Source organism: Microcoleus sp. Pol12B5 (assembly GCF_036701335.1).
In the GTDB taxonomy this organism is placed as follows: Bacteria; Cyanobacteriota; Cyanobacteriia; order Cyanobacteriales; family Microcoleaceae; genus Microcoleus.
The window spans coordinates 44,113-64,259 of sequence record NZ_JAUBQQ010000027.1 but is presented as its reverse complement, the minus strand read 5'-3'; the positions used below and the strand labels follow the sequence as shown (position 1 = coordinate 64,259).

The window sequence follows — 20,147 nt, the reverse complement described above, 5'->3', positions numbered from 1 at the left end:
CGCCCGCCTTTCTCCCCAAATTCTTTACAACTCCTCTTAGGGTGGTGCGCCCCAGGCGCACCCCCTGAACGGTTACGTCGATTCACCCAATCCAATAGCTGGTCATTTTCTTGAAAGAAAGCCGCACACTTTTGATGATGCAATGCCACAGCTTTGTAGTCTCGCCATTCACTGGCTTCTCCTAAGTCGGTTCTTAATCTTGCCTTGCCTCCATCTACACTCAAAGCGGTGACAGTTGTCTCTGAAGAGGCCTCCACAAATTCTTGTCGATGTACTAGCCGTTGTTGCGTACTATGGGATACGTATATTCCTGTCAGTTGTTGTAAGTCTTTGGTGGTATTGGCATAGGATACGTTGGCGCTCAATATTAGGCAGCATTTTTCTAAGTGAGGGCTTAATCTTGTCCCTTTCTTGAGTCCGAGTTTTTTACTTTGTTGTTCTCTCACTCGCCATTTACCCATGCAGGTCTGGATTTCTCTACCTCTGCCTGCTTCTGTTTGGCTGCTTCTGCTTAAAAAATTTTCCAATCTCTGGGGCTACTTCTTTGAGGACATGGTCTCTAACCGCTAATTCAATACTGCCAAAGTCTTTTAGCTGTTCTGATGGTGTATTCTTGAGTAAGATAGCGGATACCTTTTCTAGACATTTTTGGAGTTCTTGAGTTTCTTCTGGGGTCATATTTTTCTCACTCGTAAGTGTGTTTTTACATTTTACATAATTCTTGCATAGGACTGTTGTAAGTATTTATACTCATTCTATAATTGAGATGCTCCCCTTTCGGATGGCACTGGGAGCGTTAATCATCAAAGAAAAATTGGGAATTAGCTCCGCGTGAAACAGTAGAACAAATTAAGGAAAACCCTTACTTACAGTATTTTTTCCGATAAAATACTTATCGGAACGAAGCGCTTTTTGACGATTCAATGATGGTTCATTTTCGACAAAGAATCGCTCAGTCTCTGCTTAAAAAAATCAATCGAAAAATTGTCCAACAAGGTCGAGGATTCAAGCCGGAGGAACCCAGCACAAAAAAGTCAGAAGGAGCTCAAAGACCAAAAGAAAATAGAGGAAAGCTATTAATAGATGCAACGGTAGCACCTGCCGATATCAAATAGCCCACCGATGTAGACCTGTTAAATCAAGCGAGGAAAACCACCTAACTCATCATAGACATCTTATATAAATCCCTGAAGGGCAACCTGGAGAAAAAACCCAGAACTTACAGAAAAAACGCCCGAAAATATTATCTAAAATTCGCAAAAAATAGGCAGCCCTCTGGAAAAGAACGGAGAAATGCCGTTAAAAAACAGCTCCAATATATCAAACGAAATTTGGGACATATTGAGCAATTAATCAAAAAAGGTGCGAGGCTAGAACTCCTAAGCCAAAGGCAATACAGGAATTTGTTGGTATCTGGGGAAATTTACCCTCAACAGCAGTGGATGTGGTCAAATAATAAAAAAAGAATCGAACATCGAATTGTCAGTTTAATACCATTTTTCTAAAGATGTGCTAGAGATAAAGAATGTAAGATCCAAGACCATCCTGTGAGAAAACCAATGACATTATTTGTTAAAGAGGATAAAATTTCCTGAACTTTTACGCGGAGTTCGTCAAGATTACTAAAGACTAACCAAGCTAAAAATTCTTTGATGTATTCCCACACTCTTTCTGTTGGATTTACTTCAGGGCAATGAGGAGGCTGAAATAGTAAAATAATATTGTCTGGCAATTCAGATGTGCTTAAAAGATGACCGGGAGCATTATCGACTTGAATGATATGCAATTCATCGGGATATTGCAGCGACAATTGTTGCAAATATGCTTGAAAACAAACTTTATCTAAATGGGAAAACTCCCAAAAAAAACTTCTACCAGTAGATGGAGATACGGCTCCGTAAAGCCAGAAACATTTAAATTTCCATTAATATTTTCCTAGGGGTTTTACACCCCGTAGTGTTAGCCTTCGTCTCTGAATTGTATGTAGTCCTAATCGAGTTTCATCACTACACCAAAATAGAAATTTATTGTATTTCTTTACTTGGTCAGGAGCTTTTTCCAGCAAGGCTTTGACTTGATGAGATAGACTGTTTTTGAATTCATTGATTGCCGTTGGCTTTTGTTCACTACTCCGGGGTCTTGGGATTTTTAATTTACTTTTCAACTCTCCTTTAACCAAGGAGTATACAGCTTGATAACTACTAGGTATCTCTTTGATTAACCCGAGCCAGAGATGAACTTCTTTATAACTAGAAAATCCTTCGGGGTCTCTCAATTCTTGTTGTAATGCAGCCGCTACTTCAACCGAAAACTTTTTGGGCCTACCAAAAATCTGCCGATTTTTTAACAAGTTTTCTATGCCACCCTCTTTATATTGAAAGAGCCAGCGATGAATTGTGGTTTCACTTTTACCCAAAACTGACGATACTTCTCGGACTGTTTCTATTTGTTTTGATTGAAATAAATAAATAAATAAAGCATTTGAACTTTATTATATGCTAAAATTCTTTTTTGTTTTTTCCGAAGCTCTAGCAATAATTCTATAGATTCGGTAATCGTTATATGAGGACGCCCAGACATTTTAATATTCTCCTTTACTTTTCAGGTAACTCTAGCATAACTTTAGAAAAATGGTATAACACAACCGCATATCCGTCCAATCGTCAGAGGCAAGTCAGGAAGTCCTACAGAATTCGGAGCCAAGTTATCAGTTAGTTGTGTAGAAGGATATGTATTCCTCGAAAAAATTAGCTGGGAAAACTATAATGAAAGTGGTGATTTTATTTCCCAAGTGGAAGCTTACAAAGAATATACGGGATTTTACCCGAAATCGGTTCATGCCGATAAAATTTATCGCACCCGAGTCAATCGAGGTTGGTGTAAAGAAAGAGGAATTAGACTAAGCGACCCTCCGCTACGAAGACCGCCTACCCAAGTCAGTCGAGAAGCTAAAAAACAAGCACAAGAAGATGAGCGCATTCGCAACGAAATTGAGGAAAAATTTGGACAGGGCAAAACAAGATTCAGTCTGAATAGAGTCATGGCTAAACTATCTAATACTTCTGAAACTTCCATTACTCTGACTTTTTTAGTGATCAACCTGGTGAAGCTGCTGAGGCAGTTTTACTGTCTTTTTTTGTGTCAATTTTTCCCAAATATTATGATTTTATCGAGAAGGATTAACTTTAGCTATGAATTAAATAATGGAAGTAAAGCAGGGCTTATTATGTGAGGAAGACAGGCCTCTTGTTCATTTTCCACCCCCTGCTTTTTATAACTTTTTCAGCAAACCCTAATTACGCACTTGATTTAGCCCCACACTTCATCTTATCATGTTTTAGGTTGAAATTAAGATGCGTTTACTTTGGGGAGTTGATGGGTTTTATTTTTCACCCTCATTCTCTCCTTAACGATGGCTCAAGTTTTTCTTTTGCCACCGTTCTCTCTTTTTTAGTCTAAACTCCAGTTATCTGGGCTAAAAGTTTTTAGTAAACACTTGTCTACAATCAATATTTGGGGGGCTAGCAGTCGAGTTTTTTTTAATTCTTCTTGTTCCATTTTATCCCGTTTTCGATCTTGAGGTCGCGGTTTCTAGTCTGAGTAACCGCACTTTTTTAGGTATTCCCATCCTCTGAGTTTTGCGACTTGTTCTGTCCCGGTTTTTTAGGCGATCGCACCCTATTCCTTCAAAATTACCACGGCGAACCGATCATTGTAAAAGCGGCCCAATAATAAGGATGCGACAAATTTCGATCGCCCCTAGCGGTCAACTCCGACGGTAAAGGCAGAGCTTGATTTTTGCCCGATCGCACCAAATAACCATCTTGCAAGCGCACTTCTCCCCGCAGCATAGCCAATTGCGCTTGCCGCAAAGCCTCAGCCTTAATCGGCGCTGTACGCAACTGCTGGTAAAACTCAGTCATCAGCCCCAAAGTACCGACATCGCTGACATACCACAAACTCGCCAAAGCCGATTTTACCCCCGCGTGCACCGCCAACCCCGCAAACCCCAACTCAGCTTGTTCGTCTCCCACCGCCGTAGTACAGGCACTCAAAACCAACAACTCCACCTGCGGGTTAGATAACTTCAACTGATCCAACTGATTCAACCGCAACTTAGTATCCCAAAACTGAATGTAAGAATTTTGGGCACCCCCAGGTTGAAAATCGCCGTGAGTAGCTAAATGAATAATTTTGTATTGCGATTGATTGCGCTTCTGCTTCAAATTTGCCAAAGTAAAAGCTTCATTGAGAAAAGACGAACCTGGCCAAATCTTGCCCACAATTGTCGATATTTCCAACGGCACCGCAGGCAATGGATTTTGATCGTATTTAGCGGGAAAATTCGACGCACCCATCGCTAACACTTCAGAACCCTTAACATCGGCATAGCGAGTATCAGTTAAACTCAAACTCGGAATCAGCCCCAAACTGTACTTTTCTACCAAAAACTGCTTGCCGTCGTAAAGAGCAGCCAAAGGCAAAGTTCGCAAACCGACATCCATAGAAAACACCAAGGTGTCAATCTTGTTAGCCTCCAATTCCGGTTGCAGCGGTGCAATTAACCACTGGTAAAGTTCCTCGGCAGGTTGCTTGTAGTCAGCAGCATTCAATCTCCTGGGAGTTCTGATAGCATTAGTGAATTCTTTAGCAACTTGCAAGACTGCCTCGCGGCTTGCAGGCACACTTTTAAAAACATTTTTGCCGTCTGGCAATAACAACACAAGTTCTAAATGTTTGTCTTTTGCCCATACGTAAAGGATGGCGGGTTTAACCCCAGTCAACTGATTGACGCTGTTGAGAGTATCTCGAATACTTTTCTGCGTAACTGACTTTTCAGTGACAGTGCCCCCAAAGTAACGTTCAAATTCCCGGCCCTGAGTTCTATCCCTTTGCTGCACTGCGTCGATCGGACTTATTTGCGCGATCGAACTCGATCGAGAAATCTCAGGAACCCTCACATTCCCCATACTTTCTGCTGTCACCGCACTCGCCGGCTTCTGTGGAGTTGTTGCCACACTGGCGTTTTCTGTCGCCACAGGCGTACCCAAATTGCCTTTTAACACCGACGGCGACAGCAGTACCGGGCCCGCAGCAGTCTGGTTAGACTGAGCCTCAACAGGCGCAGCAGCAGGTTCTGGCGAGACATTTGTGGTACTGATCTTTGCCGCAGACGCTGCAGGGCCGAGAGTCACTTGAGTCACAATTTGTTGAGAATTGTCTGTAGTTTGCAGTTCCACGCTGGTAGTTGGTACCGGACTCGGCACGATCGCCAGCGGCCCGATCGCAGTTGAAGAGGTGGCAGTGTTCGACTTCGAGTTTCCCGTCCCAACAGTCGCCGCCGTGCAGGTTCCGGACGGGCAAGTGCTTTGCAGCAGCGTCTGTGAACCCGATTGAGCCAGCCCGTCTGTAGAAATGCTGACCTGGGCACGCTCAGCAGCGGTTCCTGTCCCCGCCGCCCGAAACGCTCCCCCAGCCTCGATTGCCACATCGCCGCCCGTATTGCCACGAGCTTTGATCGAAACAACTTCAACATCTTTCTGTCCGATAATTTGGCTCGAACCGGCACTTCCCGATTGCGAACTCGAGTTGATCACCCCTGTAACGATCCGGCCCGGCGCCGCAATCGAAATATCTCCCCCGCTTCTGGCACCAAAAGCATCGATGTTGCCAGTTTCTACCGCACCGGCGCTGCGAATATTGATAGGGCCCGCCACCCCGGAAGTTGAGCGAGATGAAACCGTACCAGCAGTCAACTTGCCTTGGATGCTATTGATGTTAATCCCCGCAATCGAGGTAACGTCTCCGACGGCTACAGTACCGCCCATCAGAGAAATCGTAGCGTTATCAGTGCCGACGATCGCACCCGTTCCCACGATCGCGCCTGCGCCATTGGGCGATCGGATCGTCGTCGGATCTTGAAATGTCAACGCCAGTGGCGTTGAATTTGGCGTTGAATCTGGCATTGGAGAACCAATCGAGATCGCACCGCTACCGTCAGCGCGCCCGATCGTGATCGAAGCAAACCCATTCCGAAAAGTGTTCAATTCAGCAGCAGTCAAGTTCAGAGCTTCTGTATCGCCAGAACCTTGAATTATAATATTTTGACTAGGATCAGCCGGTTGCAGCACCAGATTGCCGTTGCTGGCGATCGAATTTTTGTCATCCGTCAAGTCAATTTCGTTGCCCGTCAGGGTAATATCTCCCGGTGTTTTCGAGCCACCAGCTTCGATCCCCCCTGCAGTGACTCCATTGCGCCCCGTCAGCGTCACATTCCCCCCGCGATCGCCCCTCGTGTCGATCGCCCCTGCAGTAACCGTACCCTGTGCAGTAACACTAACATCTCCCGCCGAATTGCCTATATCTTCGGAAGAATTGACAGAAGTGTTGATGGTGCGGGCAGTTCCAGTACGTAGCTGACCAGTTGTGACATTGCCTGCGGTGCTGGCGATGCGAATTTCCTGATTGTTGGTAGTGATATTTCCGGTTCTGATATTGCCATCAGCTTTGAGAGTAATAGAGGCATTGTCGGCCGCTGTCAAAGAATTTGTGGTAGTGATTGTTCCCAAACCCCCTGGCGATTGAATAATTAGTGGATCATAAAAGGTGAAATCGTTGGCAATCAGAATTGAACCGATACCGTTGCTGCGGCCGATCGTAATTCCAGCAAACCCATTTTCCAAACTTCCGAGGTCGCTTGCCGTCAGATTCAAATAAATATTAGTACCGACATCTCCAGAACCGCCGATCGCAATATTTTGACCGGGACTCCAAGGTTGCAGTACCAAAAACCCAGTGCCGCTAACTGAATTTTTGTCGCCTTTGAAATTAATTTCATTACCAGTCAAAGTAATGTTTCCAGAACCCGCTGCGAGCGAGCTCACTCCCAGAACATTCTGAGCCGTCACAGTTACATTTCCCGTCGCTTCCGGGCCGCTGGCATCAAGTTTTTGCGCGGTTACATTCAGGCCTTCGAGCAAAATATTCCCGCTGCTGCCGGTGCTGGGATTGGATGAAGAAATATTGTTGGCAACAGTCGAACCCGGACTAATCAAACTAATATTTCCGCCGTTGCTAGACAAATTGCCCGCAGTAATTTGACTTCCCGAAATGGCTAGCGCACCGCCAGCCGTGGTAATTGTATCTCCAGAATTCATCGAAAAAACACCCACACCATTGCGATCGGCATCTGCTCTCAATGTTACCGAACCAGTAGTTGCTTGAAAGCTCAACTGATTGTCCGCCAAATCAGCAATTGTAATATCATTGAGCGCTTCGAGAACCACATTTGAAGTTGCCGACATACTTTCCAAAGCTCTAGCCGAAATTGTCAGCGAAGGCTCAGAATTGTTTTCCTGTCCTGGTAGCGTTCCTGTTGACAAAATATTATTGTTGGCAATTATTGCCGCATCGCCCGCAGATTCTGGGGAATCTATAATTAAAATATTTTCTGGATCTAACAGCAAAGTGCCCAAACCGTTTGTCCCAGAGGTATCAACAGTACCGTTAAAAATCAATCTTTGCTTGCCCGAAACTTCCACAAACCCGCCAACACCTGCGGTTGCCGTTGCAGAAACGCCATTTGCGCTAATGCTGCCCAAAAATGCTGTTGTGTTGTCAGCCCAGACAAAAACTCTGCCGCCGTTGCCTGATTCAGTTGCGTTGGCGGCGATCGAACTTTTGCCATCCACGTAAGTCATCCTGGCATTCGGCACAGTTCCCTCGCCTCGGTAATCTCCCCCGATCCGCACCGTTCCGCCGCCGTCTGGCCCCGAAGCCTCAATTTTCGCTCCCAACAGCCCTACCTTGTCACCCAACACGTTGACGCTGCCTCCCGCACCCCCCCTGGCAGACACGTCCGCAGAACCCGCTACCAGCGCAGTTCCAGCACCCGCAGGCACTGTTTGGCCGCCTGTGAGTACGACTTCACCTTGAGCGTTCGTAGTTATACCCGTAGCGTTAGCCACGCCGGGGCCCGAAAGCAGCCGAGGTAAAGTCAGCGGAGAGAAGGGAACCGCTTCGGCACCCGACACTCCGGCTGCTGGAGAAACTTCTAAACTCAGCAAAAGTCCGTTTTGACTCAACCGCACCAGATTTTCACCAGGGACAGCCGCCACAGTAATTTGACCGCCTGGGGCTGAAAGTTGCCCTGTACTGATGACCGTACCGCCCAGCAAAGTCAAATTTTGCCCGGTTCCGACAGCCAAGTTACCGGCATTGACAATACTTCCGGGCTGTGAGCCAAAAACAAAAGCATTCGGCGTTCCGACTAGGGCGGCGTAGTCGATCGCCCCAGTACCGTTGAACCAGCCGTTGTCAAAACCGATACCGCTAGCAGTGGTAGCAAAAAAAGACCCGGACACATCGAGTCGGGCATTCGTTCCAAAAATAATCCCTGCGGGATTCATCAGCAACAAATTAGAATTGCCGCCACTAACTTGAATTAAACCGTTGATTAAGGAAGCATCCCCGCCGACAACACGACCGAGGATATTTTTAACGCTTGGGTTGGAGATGAAATTGGCAGTTTCGCCAGGATTCAGATTAAACCGAGTAAAACTGTGGAACAAATTTGCTCCGTCTCTAGAGGGAGTGCCGCCTTTAATGTCGTAGCGAGGAGGCGACCCTGTACCTGGGCCGGTGACAGCGGTTCCGGTGCCGTCTGGGGCTGGAGTAATAGATTGTGCTGCAGCAATTTGAGATTGGGGATAAATTGCCACGAGTACCCATCCGCTGCTGTTTTCTTTGAGGAAAACCAGGTTGGGTAAAAAATCTACTATCAAAAATCCAGCAAGGGGAATTGCTGCCAGAATCGACCGCACAGCACGTTGAGCATTCATAAGTTTGCCTCGGTCTAGACCTTAATTCGAGTTTAAAATTGAGATTTTAGGTAAAAAAGAGTCGATCGCACCCCAATGCTGACACTTCCTAACGCGAACTCTCGATCGCAAATCTTAAATATTAAGTCTAAATTTGATTGTGTCACCAACATAGCAAAGACTGACAGTAAGTGTCGAAACCCAGGAATTTTAAACAGAGAAAATTATGAGCGATCGCATTGTCCGTCTGATTGGTTTAACTGGGGGCATCGCCACGGGTAAAACCGCTATATCTAATTATCTGAGAGATGCCTGTGGATTTCCGATTTTAGATGCCGATATTTACGCCCGCGAAGCTGTGAACCCCGGTTCGCCAATACTTGACTCTATTGTAAAACGATACGGTGCCGGTATTGTGCTCCCGGATGGCAATTTAAATCGGCCAGAGTTGGGAAGTATTATTTTTTGTAACGCAGACGAGCGGCAGTGGTTGGAACAACAGATTCACCCCTACGTGCGCCGCCGATTAGTTGAGGAAACTCAAAGCTGCATTGCTGCATCGAGTTTGGTATCCCAAGGCACACAGGATTTAGGTACAAAGACTCAAGAAACCGGCTTTTTTCACCCTCATCAAAAGCTAGAACGAAGTATTGTTGAAAAAAAACCCGGTTTCTGCGCGCAGGCTGACACGTTGACTTTGGTTTTGGTAGTGCCGCTGCTGTTTGAAGCTAACATGACTGACTTGTGTACCGAAATTTGGGTAGTGTACTGTTCACCCGAAGTGCAGTTAGAACGACTAATGCAGCGAGACGGCTTGAGTTACTATCAAGCTAATGCCCGCATTAACGCCCAGTTGCCGCTGGCTCAAAAGTGTCAACAAGCTGATGTTATTTTGGACAACTCGTCAACGCTCGACTCGCTATTCCAGCAGGTAGATGTGCAAGTCAATCGCGTTGAGATTTGAGATTTGAGATTGAATCCGCGATATGGGTTTTAAAACCAGGTTTTTTTACTTTCTGCGCGCCAGTTCGATTTGAGAGTTGAGATTTGAGATTGAATCCACGATTTTGTCAACGGGCTTTTTTCCCAACCGCTTTCGACTCCTCCTTCAAAGTGGCGCGTAAGCCCTCTTGTCACAAAGCAAGATCAAAAAAGATCAGAAAAAATCATAAAAAATCAAAGGTTCACAATTTATTTAAACATACAATAGCAACCATTTATGAAGTTAATGTGAAAATTAAGCCTTGCCCGCTTTAAGGAATCTCATTATTCAACAAGATATTTATATGTAACGTGCGGATGGAGCGCCTCGGTACTCTCTTGTTGTGTCTTTCATCCTAGGGTTGCCGCTTCACCTCAATAAATTATGAAGTTAATCATAAAAGTAGTAAAACTTTACAATTGGCGTTTTATTTCCTTGTTGGAAGACTGTTTCAAGAGGTTTCCATCGGCGATACCCTTTTAGATTTTAGATTTGAGATGGGGAAATGATTTATAACTACCAGGGTTGGCAAGACGGGCATAGAATAGTAGCATGATTTTTTTGAACATGGTCTTGAATTATGCTGGTTGCCCGTAAGTAGCAGATAACTAGAAATTGTCCGCGAACAAGGGAGCTAGAGGATGGATTTAACCCGCTTTTAACCAAAACTCAAAAAAATTGTAGGTTCCCTAACTTACTAATTGATGACTTCGCCACAATTATTTTTTTTATCCTGATAGCAGAGTACAGACTGCGTATCAAGAAGGGGAAAATACAAACACCAAAATTTATGATGCGCGTTTACTCTTCCATCCTGATGTCAAGCCTGTTACTGAGTGGTACCGCAGTTAATGCTCAAAGCTTAGAAACTCGATCGACCTTTTTTGCTCAAGACAACTCTGCTTCAGAAATTTTAACCGCTCTACCTGACACTCAGAGCTTGTACGATAAGGAAGAAGATAATAAGGCACCAGGACGAGGCGACGGGAGATAAAGCCGAAAAAAGCGATAATTGTCGGGAATTAGGGGGAGAAGGGGAGAAGAGAAAATTGGGATAAGAAGATAAAAATTGAAGATTTCGATTTATTAATTCGGGACTTAGGTACTGCGTACCAAAAAACCGATTTTTTAGCGGTACTTGACGACTCAAAGCATAATTGTTCGCTATTCCGGTTTTTTGGCCAAGCGTCCTCAAGATATCAGATACCACCAAAGGGCGCGAAATGTTGCACTCAAAAAATAAAGAAAGGTAAAGCGCGAGTAGGAATCTGGCGCTTTACCTTTCTTTTTTAAACTTTTGCAGCTTTAATCTTCTTCTGCAGCTTCGCCACCAACAACGACATCGCGAATCCGCAAACTCGGGCCCCCGCAGCCCACGGGCAAACCGCTTTGTCCTGCCTTGCCGCAGCCGCCGGATTCATCCCAGTAGAAATCGTCGCCGATCGCCTCAATATCAGCTAAAGTGCTGAAAACATTACCCGAAAGAGTAACATCCCGCACCGGATTGTCTAATTTTCCGTCGCGGATCATCCAAGCTTCGCCGGCACTGAAAGTAAACATTTCGCCGTTAGTCATGCCGCCTTGCCAATTGCGCGCATAAACTCCTTCTTTGATACCAGAAAATAAGTCAGCAACTGGCGTGTCACCCCGTTCGATCCAAGTATTCGTCATACGGACGATCGGCGGATAATGATAATTCAAACACCGAGCATTGCCAGTAGGCGTTTCTCCCAACTTGCCCGCCGTTTCCCGCGAGTGCAATCGCCCCACTAAAGCGCCGTCTTTAATTAACTGAGTAGTAGTCGCGGGAGTGCCTTCGTCGTCGTAGAAATAGCTGCCCCGGTGTCCCTCTGGCGCTGCACCGTCGAAAATTTGCAAGTTTTCTGGGCCGAACTGGCGCCCAAGGGTCATAATTTCCAAGATGTCGGGATTTTCGTAGGCCATGTCGGCTTCGGAAAGATGCCCGAAGGCTTCGTGGACGAACAATCCGGTCAAAATTGGGTCGATGACGACGGTGTAGGTGTTGCCTTGGACGGGGGGTAAGGCTAGGGAATCTACGGCTCTCTGGGCGGCGCTGCGAACTTGAACATCGAGCTCGGTTAAATCTTCGTAAGCTTTGCGGGAACCAGTAGTTTCGCGGCCGGTTTGTACGGTTTCCCCACTGCGGGCTGTGGCGGCAAAGCGCATTTCCATATCTGCCCAACCTTGTTCTAGCATGGTGCCTTCGGAGGTGGCGAGGATGATGCGCTGGGTGCTGTCGCCGTAGCGCACGGAGATTGTGGCGATGCGGGGGTCAATGCTGCGGAGAATCGCCGCGTAGCGATCGCACAATTGCTTTTTGTCAATTAGGGGAACCAGACGGGGGTCTGTTCCTGTCAGCGGCAGCAAGCAAATGTCTTGTACTGGCGTAACTGGCGCCAGGATCGTTTCTTCTTCGCCGATCAGTTTTGCCGCGGCGATAGCTTCTTCGATTCTTTCGGCGAGAGTGGAAAGTCGGTTAAAACTGGCAAAGCCCCAACCGCCTTTGTGGCAAGCTCTGACTTGGCCGCCAATTGAGACTCCTTCGCTGAGGGTTTCAATTTTTTCCCCCCGCAGCAGTATGTCGGTGCCTTCGGCTTCTTCCAGTCGAATTGCCAGGTAATCGACTTGGTGGCGGTAGCGTGCCATTAAGTCGGACAGCAGATTTTTCGAGTCGGCGATCGAGGTGGGCATAAGGAAAGCACGGTGTTTAACTTACTTCATTTTGCACTTTTGTCAGGGCAATCGTACAAAATACCGCCGCAAGCGCGGAGATTGCGACTTATTGGTACGGTTCTGCCAATATCGTTAGTTGACAAATGTGGATATCCTGTGGGTTAGGAGGAAGGCGCAAGAAATTATGCGGGATTTTTCGATCGTGCTGGTGCTTGACTCCTAACTCCTGAACTTTCCTATACATAAATACTTCACCCTTCATGCCTCCGAAGGTGGGTTTATAACTGTGAATACTTACTTTTTACCGACAATAAGCGAAATTTTAGCCTCCGAAGGCCAAGAAAATGACCTCAGTCTCTTTGATGCTAAGTTGGCGGGAGAAAACAACCGCCATCGGTGTCCTGCAAGTCGTGGGGCTTCTCGGCTGAAAGCTGAACAGGAATGGTACGGGGCGATCGCAGCTTTGAACCAAATGCTCGATCGGCAAAAAGCAGGACAAGAAACAAATGTCGATCGAGCAAATTGTCGATCGACAATCCCCCATTCCTGTCAGGGATTGGTTTTGTCCGGCCCGTCTTCGGTTCTGACTGATCCCGCTTTGGCCAACGGCTTTGCCAATTGGATTTTTACCAGTATTCCTGACAACGATGCAGCTTTGTGGTCTTTTCGGGCTAGACAAACTTTAGCTTTAATGCCCGCGGCTGATGTGCAAACATCAGTGCCGGCAGCGGCCCCGGCTTTGGCTTTGGCAAGTGGCGATCCCTTAGCCAACGAGCAGTTTTGTTTGGTCTTAACTGCTAGTTTTAGCCTGGTGATGGTTTTGGGTGAAAATTCTGCTGGAATTCCGGCTTTTCTATTTTCTTTCGATCCACAAGTAGTTGCCAAAGCTTGGGAGGTTTTGCGGCGCAGGGTGACTGAAAGCGAATGTTTGCTTGCCAATTCTGACGGTAGCTTCAATTTATCAGTTAGCCAATTAACTAATAATTCTACTAAATTAGACGCGCTGTTCCAGCAGTTTTTGCCTGTGGAACCCCATTATCAAACAGTGATGCAGTTCAGCCGCTTGCTGTTGCATAATTTGCCAGTTGGGAAAGATGAAGCAGGCAGGATAAAGGATGAAAGAATTGATGATGGTTTGAACCATAGACATCACAAGTTATCGGCTACAGATATCAACTGCAAATCTCCCATGCCTCTGGCTACTAAAGAGGTGGAATTGCTACAGGCGATCGCCCACGAAGTCCGCACTCCTTTGGCTACTATTCGCACGCTGACTCGGCTGCTGCTGAAACGTCCCAAACTTGAACCAGTGGTGATCAAGCGTTTGGAAATGATTGATGCTGAGTGTACCGCTCAGATCGATCGCTTCGGTTTAATTTTCCGCGCCGTGGAATTGGAAATGTCGCACGCTAAAAATTCTGGCGTGCAGCTAACAGCAATGTCCCTCGGTGAAGTGCTACAAAATAGCATTCCCCGCTGGCAAAAACAGGCGAGTGTTCGCAACCACACTTTGGAAGTTATTGTGCCGAAAAAGTTGCCTGCGGTAGTCAGCGATCCGACGATGCTGGATCAGGTTTTAACTAATTTGATTGAGAATTTTACTCGAACTTTGCCTTCCGGGAGTCGCATTCAGGTGGAGGTGACATTAGCCGGCAATCAGTTAAAGTTGCAGTTGGAATCGGAACACCTACCTGAAGGTAATGGCGCATCAACTTTTGCAGCTAAGGCAAATGGTCCTTTGCGATCGATCGGGCCTTTGTTGATGGTGCAGCCGGAGACGGGAAGTTTGAGTTTAAACTTGAGCGTGACTAAGAATTTATTTCGGGCTGCTGGCGGGAAGTTGGTAATTCGCCAGCGGCCCCAAAAGGGTGAGGTGATGACGGTATTTTTGCCGCTGCAATAGTCAGTTGTCCGTTGTTGGTTGTCCTATCTATTCCGGTTGTATCGGAATGATTTAACCGCAGAGGACGCAGAGAACGCAAAGGAAGAGAAGAGAGAGCTCATTAATATAGGTCAACAACGGACAACTGACCAGTAATGTTCAATCAATTAAAATCTCAATGAGAAACTCCGTTCCTTCTCCAGGTGAAGAAAAACAACTCAGTTTTCCGCCGTGTTTTTCTTCTACAATTTGACGTGCGATCGCTAGTCCTAACCCAGTTCCTTTGCCAACATCTTTAGTGGTAAATAGATGGTCGAAGATATGATTTTTTACCTCTTCTGACATTCCTTTTCCGTTATCGGCGATGGAAATTTTTACCTTTTCACTTTCTACTTTTGTCCGAATAGTGATGTGATTGGGATGGGCTTGAATTTCGGCAAAACTCCGTCCTTGATTTGATTCTTCTAAGGCATCGATCGCATTTGCTAACAAATTCATAAATACCTGGTTTAATTGTCCCAAATAACATTTTACTTGGGGGATATTGCCGTACTCTTTAAGGATTTTAATTTCAGGATGCTTGTCGTTCGCTTTCAGGCGATGCCGTAAAATCATCAAAGTGCTATTGAGACCTTCGTGGATATTGGCCTCAACTTTATGGGCCGTATCGGCGCGAGAGAAAGTGCGGAGGGAGGTGCTGATGTTTTTGATGCGCTCGCATCCTATTTTCATGGAACTCAACATTTTGGGTAAATCTTCTACTAGATAATCTAAATCTATTGCCTCTGCTTTCTTAATCAATTCTGCTTCGGATGGAGGAAACTTTTCTTGATAGAGGCGCAAATAATCAATTAAGTCTTGGACTCCAGCATGAGCTTCATTAATGTTCCCGGCAATGAAACCAACGGGGTTGTTGATTTCATGGGCAACCCCGGCCACTAGATTACCTAATGCTGACATCTTTTCACTTTGGATCATTTGCATCTGAGTTTGCTGAAGTTCATTCAAAGTCTGCTGCACTTGGTGATAGAGGCGGGCATTTTCCAGAGCGATCGCCGCTTGACTAGAGAGAAAATTCAGCACTAAGAGGCGATCGCGACTAAACACCCCACTGGTTATCCGATTTTCTAGATACAAAATGCCGACCAAATTCCCCTGATTTAGAATTGGCAAACCCAGCAAACTCTCTGGTTGATGGTGCTCTAAATAATCGTCAATCACAGGCAGATCAGTTTTGGCGTGATCAATGACAACTGCTGCTAGGGTGTTTTTGACATACTGGATTAATTTAACAGGAACGCTGGGATTATTCTCTAGGGGTTCCGTTTGCAGGCTAATGTTTTCCCACGTAGCTATCGCCCGCACTTGCCATTGTTGATCTTGACATAGCATCAGTGCACAGCGATCGGCTCCAGAGTTTTGTAGCATGGTTTGGGTCACAATTTGCAGCAACTCATCCAGGTCGATCGTGCTGGAGATTATTTGGGAGATTTGCAGCAGGGTCGTAAAATCTAGAGCATGGTTGATCGAGGTGCTTGAGGTAGTGTGGTGGGTACTCGAATGAATTGAGTAGGTGGGATTGGTGAGGGTGGATAGGGTTTCTAAAATAGTGACGGGTTGGCCGGACTGTTGTACGATGGGGCGCAGCAGATCGGGATAACGTTTTTCTAGGTCATCGGTTTTGGCTTTTGCTCCCCAGCGGGCGTAACAATAGTAGGCTTCCTGCATATAGCCAGCAGCGACTTTTTCTTTGCCCCAGCCGAGGTAGAATTTAGCGGCGAGTTCGTGGGCGAGGGCTTCCTCGTTGAGGAATTGGTTGTCTTTAGCCAGTTGAATGGCGCGATCGTACAACTCAGCAGCCGGCCATTTTTCTTCAGCAACGCGAGCCATCTCCGCCTCTAAAAGCAGAAATTTGGACAAACAGTTTTCAGGACAGTTGTGTGCCCAAATTTGAAGTTGTTGCCGATTATTCTGAACAACTTCTTGATAATCTTTGGGTTGTTTTTCCGGTGCTTCCCCATAAAGTTGCAATAGAGTCAAAGACTGATAAAAACAATGCAGAACACGTTGAAATTGTCCATATAGTGCATTATAAAACTCGGTCGCGGCTACTAACATTTCATAAGCCTTAGCATACTCACCATAGGTGAAAAACAAAAAGGCTTTAGCGAAATAGTATGTACTACTGCCATAGCCATAGCCAATTTCATTGAACGTTGCTAGCGCCGACTCTTCATCAAATGTTTCAGAGCTCAGGCTATACTTCCCTATCGTTAGCCCTTGCAAATTCTCTAGGAGCTTGCACTGAAGAATTAGGGCAAAGGCTGTCGTAATCTCAGTCCGTTCCGCAAAGCTGATGTACTTTTCATGTCGAGCCAGCAAACTGTGAATATCGCTTGAGACGATCGCCTGCTGCCAAAAACTGAACAGAGCACTGTGATGACACCAAGAAAAATCCCCTACCTCCATTGCCCCCTGATAAGCAGCTTGTTGCAGAACAAGATTGGAACTGACGTGCTTCCGCCAATGGTTGATAAAGTTGCCAAACGACATATAAATTTTGCCATTCAGGGTGGTGTTATGAAATTTTTCATTCACCTTCAACCCTAAAAGTCCAAACTCATAGCCCAGTTCATAGTCTTGAAAGCGTTGGCAGAGAATTGTTCCATACCAAACATAAACAAAACCCGCCACATTTGTATTCCCGTATTGCAAACAGAGATTTGTCATGTGTAGCACAACCAACACTAACAACTCCTGATTAGTTAGGTAAGTGGGCGGTACCATGTTCATTAGCAGTTTGATCAGCATCTGGCGTTCTTCATCGACAATGAGTGGTGCGTCGATTAGTCGTGCAACTGCGCGCTGATTTAAGGTTTTTTTAACTTCCAGAGCCATCCCTTCTAACTCTGCTTCATTTGGCATAATCGCCAGTTCTAAGCCTAACAGCTTCAGCCCTTCAATTCCTACCTGAATCGCCTTTTGATACAGGGCATTGTTTTGATAATGAGTTAGCTGAATGGCAATAATTTTTGTTCTATCTAAACTAAATTGGGCAGAATTAAAAGCGATTTTTATCAGCTCTTCAGCTTCCTCAAAATTTCCTGCCAAAAACTCAGATTCAAGGCTTTCTAAATACAGTGTAAATGTTAATTTATAGGCACATTGCCATTTATTTCTGGGTAGGAAACTTAAACCGAAAGCGAGATATTTTGTCGCCGATTCATACGCTGTTGATAGTTTGGCTCTCTGCCCTGCAAAGAGGCTAATTTTAGCAAGCTTTGTTCGTTCCTCTTGCTGGGTTATTAGCTCCGAACTAAGGATAAAATGATTAATAATATCGAACACTTCTTCTCCTCTTTCAACTTCTGAGAAATTCGGAAGAAGTAACTGTCCTATTTTGAGATGGGTGGCTTGCTTTTGGTCATCAGGAATTAATGAATAAGCAGCTTGCTGAACCCGATCGTGGAGAAACTTGTAGTAAGGTAATTGAGCGGCTGTTGTTGGCAATGCGGGGCTGGTGATCCGCTCTTCTTTTCCTATATAAAACTTGTAAATTTCACTCGTTGGTAAGATGAATCCTTCTTGCAAGGATTTCCACAAATCCGCAGCAGTTTCTTCCGGCGACTTCTCGCTGACTACCGCCAATGTATTCAAATCAAACTGCGCTCCAATGCACGCAGCCAACTTCAGCACATCCTGAGTTTCTGGCGGCAACTTCTGCAATTGCACCGCCATAAACTCCACTACATCATCGGTAATAGTTAGGGCTTTGACTTTGGCAATATCGCACTGCCACCCCTCTGTTACCCCTTTCTCTCCCCCCTCCGTAAGGGGAGTGGGGTTAAACGCAATCAGCCCATCTTCCTGTAGCGCCCTGAGAAATTGCGTGGCAAAAAATGGATTGCCTTGGGTTTTTTGATAAACCAACTCGGTTAATGGCTGAGCAAGAAGGATCTCGCACGAGAGCGTATCTGCTATCAAATCGTTAATATCGACTTGACTCAGAGGTTCCAAGGTAATAGTATTTACTGTTACTTGGGATTTTTCCATCTCTGCTACTGCCAACATAAATGGATGAGCCGGAGATACTTCGTTATCTCGATATGCCCCAATTACCAGCAAATTCTGAGTATCTTTTTCACTCATCAACACTTGCAAAAGCTTTAGAGATGCTGAATCTGACCATTGCAAATCATCCAAAAAAATCACTAAGGGATGCTCTTTTGTAGCAAAGACAGAGATAAATTTTTGAAATAGTAAATTGAAACGATTTTCGGCGGCACTTCCCGAAAGTTCAGAGACAGGCTGTTGTTTCCCAATAATTCGTTCCAGTTCGGGAATCACTTCTACAATAACTTGACCATTTTCGCCAAGAGCCTTAATAATTTTCCTTTGCCATCGTTCTAGCTGAGCGTCGCTTTCTGAGATTAATTGCTCCATCAAATCTCGGAAGGCTTGCACAAAAGCACTAAAGGGAATATTACGTTGAAATTGGTCGTATTTGCCTTTGACAAAATAACCACGTTGCCGAACTATGGGTTTGTGAATTTCGTTGACTACAGCGGTTTTCCCAATGCCGGAAAATCCGGCAACTAGCATCATTTCGCTCCGGGATAAGTTCGAGTAGCGCCAGTCCTCCTCAATCAAGAGGAGGTCTTCTTTTGCATCGTTTCTATCGGTTCCAGCCTCTTCTGGGGAACGAGAATTAGAGGGGTTTGCTACTCGATCGAATGCTGCTAATAATGCAGCGACTTCGGTTGCTCTGCCGTAGAGTTTTTCGGGTATGATAAAGCGATCGCAAAAATCTCGCCTCCCAATGACAAAACTCTCTATTTTACCTGTTTCATTGAGTTGTTGCAAACAGTTTTCTAAATCTGCTTTCAGCCCTAATGCACTCTGATAGCGAGCTTCGGCATTTTTGGCCATCAATTTTCTGACAATTTCCGAGAGGACAAAGGGAGTTTCGGGATTAATTTCATGTACAGATGGCGGGTGCTGGGCAATATGACAGTGGATAAATTCCATTGGGTCGCTCGATTGAAATGGCAATTTTCCTGTCAGCAATTCGTAAAAGGTTACACCTAATGAATAAAAATCTGTGCGGTAGTCAATGCCGCGATTCATTCTTCCTGTTTGTTCTGGAGATATATAGCTGAGTGTTCCTTCGATTACGTTGGGACTCATCACTATTTGAGTTTCTCGCGGCAGCAAAGATGCAATACTAAAGTCAATGAGTTTGACTTGTTTAGTATCAGGATTTATTAAAATATTGGCTGGTTTAATGTCTTTGTGAATGATGCGGTTGTGGCAAAGTATATCTAATGTATTGCTCAGGTCGATCGCAATTTGGAAAAAATCAACCAGAGATGGCACGGTTTTTCCTTTCCCCGTCCATTCCTTCAGAGAAATTCCCCCGAAGTCTTCCACAATCAGCGCATAGCCGTTCCGGTAGGGCTCCAAGCTGTAGGTTTCGATGATTCCGGGCAAATTCAGGTTTTTGGCGATCGTGTATTGATTGCGAAAATGCAAGAGTTCGCTGAAGCTGGGATACTCGTTTCGCAAGACTTTGATGGCGACAGGTTTTTGGTCGCAGAGGCGAGTTCCTCGATAAACTATGGTGCGAGTGCCTAAGTAAATTCGAGCTAGAATTTGATAGCCAGTTAGTTCTATCATAGCAATAATTATTTTTTTGTGAAGATACTTTTTCTTACTATTATAATCTCGTGCAAATCAGATTTTACCCAGGTATCAATACTGAAAACTACAA

Annotated in this window: 7 protein-coding genes and 4 pseudogenes; 5 read left to right on the top strand and 6 right to left on the bottom strand. The window is 45.4% G+C overall.

All coding sequences use genetic code 11. The features are described from left to right. Together QUA24_RS14335 and QUA24_RS14330 are read right to left on the bottom strand one after the other, a co-directional pair. A pseudogene (locus QUA24_RS14335) lies at window positions 1-365 on the bottom strand (hypothetical protein); the annotation flags it as partial. A 112-nt stretch (window positions 366-477) separates the two neighbouring features. Then, window positions 478-678 (bottom strand): hypothetical protein, encoded by a 201-nt coding sequence (locus tag QUA24_RS14330; RefSeq protein WP_333230463.1) that lies wholly within the window; start codon window positions 676-678, stop codon window positions 478-480. A gap of 97 nt (window positions 679-775) precedes the next feature. Here QUA24_RS14330 and QUA24_RS14325 point away from each other — a divergent pair. Then, window positions 776-1,490, top strand: a pseudogene (locus QUA24_RS14325) (transposase); the annotation flags it as partial. A gap of 11 nt (window positions 1,491-1,501) precedes the next feature. Here the strand turns inward: QUA24_RS14325 and QUA24_RS14320 are convergent. After that, window positions 1,502-2,580, bottom strand: a pseudogene (locus QUA24_RS14320) (IS630 family transposase). A gap of 55 nt (window positions 2,581-2,635) precedes the next feature. Here QUA24_RS14320 and QUA24_RS14315 point away from each other — a divergent pair. Beyond that, window positions 2,636-3,232, top strand: a pseudogene (locus QUA24_RS14315) (transposase); the annotation flags it as partial. 460 nt (window positions 3,233-3,692) lie between these two features. Here QUA24_RS14315 and QUA24_RS14310 read toward each other — a convergent pair. Further along, on the bottom strand, window positions 3,693-8,840 hold the full coding sequence (locus QUA24_RS14310; RefSeq protein ID WP_333230462.1) for a CHAT domain-containing protein: 5,148 nt from the start codon (window positions 8,838-8,840) through the stop codon (window positions 3,693-3,695). 205 nt (window positions 8,841-9,045) lie between these two features. Here QUA24_RS14310 and coaE point away from each other — a divergent pair, with 205 nt between their 5' ends. Then, window positions 9,046-9,783 carry a dephospho-CoA kinase gene (gene coaE, locus QUA24_RS14305; protein WP_333230461.1) on the top strand — a complete coding sequence of 246 codons (738 nt, stop codon included), beginning with the start codon at window positions 9,046-9,048 and terminating at the stop codon, window positions 9,781-9,783. An 808-nt stretch (window positions 9,784-10,591) separates the two neighbouring features. Next, window positions 10,592-10,795, top strand: a complete 204-nt coding sequence (gene patX, locus QUA24_RS14300; protein ID WP_333230460.1) for a heterocyst-inhibiting protein PatX — start codon at window positions 10,592-10,594, stop codon at window positions 10,793-10,795. A 311-nt stretch (window positions 10,796-11,106) separates the two neighbouring features. Here the strand turns inward: patX and QUA24_RS14295 are convergent, their stop codons facing one another. Continuing rightward, window positions 11,107-12,513, bottom strand: a complete 1,407-nt coding sequence (locus tag QUA24_RS14295; RefSeq protein ID WP_333230459.1) for a TldD/PmbA family protein — start codon at window positions 12,511-12,513, stop codon at window positions 11,107-11,109. Window positions 12,514-12,781: 268 nt separating this feature from the next. Here QUA24_RS14295 and QUA24_RS14290 point away from each other — a divergent pair, with 268 nt between their 5' ends. Continuing rightward, the gene (locus QUA24_RS14290; RefSeq protein ID WP_333230458.1) at window positions 12,782-14,398 is read left to right on the top strand and encodes a HAMP domain-containing sensor histidine kinase; all 1,617 of its coding nucleotides are present in this window, start codon (window positions 12,782-12,784) and stop codon (window positions 14,396-14,398) included. A gap of 138 nt (window positions 14,399-14,536) precedes the next feature. Here the strand turns inward: QUA24_RS14290 and QUA24_RS14285 are convergent, their stop codons facing one another. After that, window positions 14,537-20,053, bottom strand: a complete 5,517-nt coding sequence (locus QUA24_RS14285; protein WP_333230457.1) for an AAA family ATPase — start codon at window positions 20,051-20,053, stop codon at window positions 14,537-14,539. Window positions 20,054-20,147 lie beyond the last annotated feature (94 nt).